1 pseudogene is annotated in these 409 nt (G+C 51.6%); it reads left to right on the top strand.

From position 1 onward, the window contains the following. A pseudogene (locus tag MXD62_RS26845) lies at positions 1 to 409 on the top strand (hypothetical protein); the annotation flags it as partial.

A 409-nucleotide genomic window follows, 5' to 3' on the forward strand; every position in this document is an offset into this window, starting at 1 on the left:
TACCTACACTCACTACATAGACAGAAAACATATTCTACGCACCCATACCAGCGCCCACATGCCTGGCATTTTGCGCGAGTTATCAAAGCGCAACGATTGGGAGGATGTGGTTATTCTGCTGCCTGGCCTGGCATATAGGCGCGACGTGTCCGACAAAAATCACGCCAGCGAAGTTCACATGCTAGAAATGTGGCGGGTCGTTAAGAGTGCCTCGCGCCAAGTCGTTAGCAAAGATGATCTGCTGGCTGTTGTTCAGGGCGTCGCCGCTACAGCCGCCCCAGACTGGGGGCTTCGTATTATTGCCTCGCCCCACCCTTACACGAATGGCGGTATCGAAATAAATGCCATAAAGGGCGCTCGAGATATCGAGATTGGTGAATGCGGACTCATTAAAGAAACAATTTTAGCC

Origin of the sequence: Frankia sp. Mgl5 (assembly GCF_023242985.1) — a bacterium.
Classification (GTDB): domain Bacteria; phylum Actinomycetota; class Actinomycetes; order Frankiales; family Frankiaceae; genus Parafrankia; species Parafrankia soli.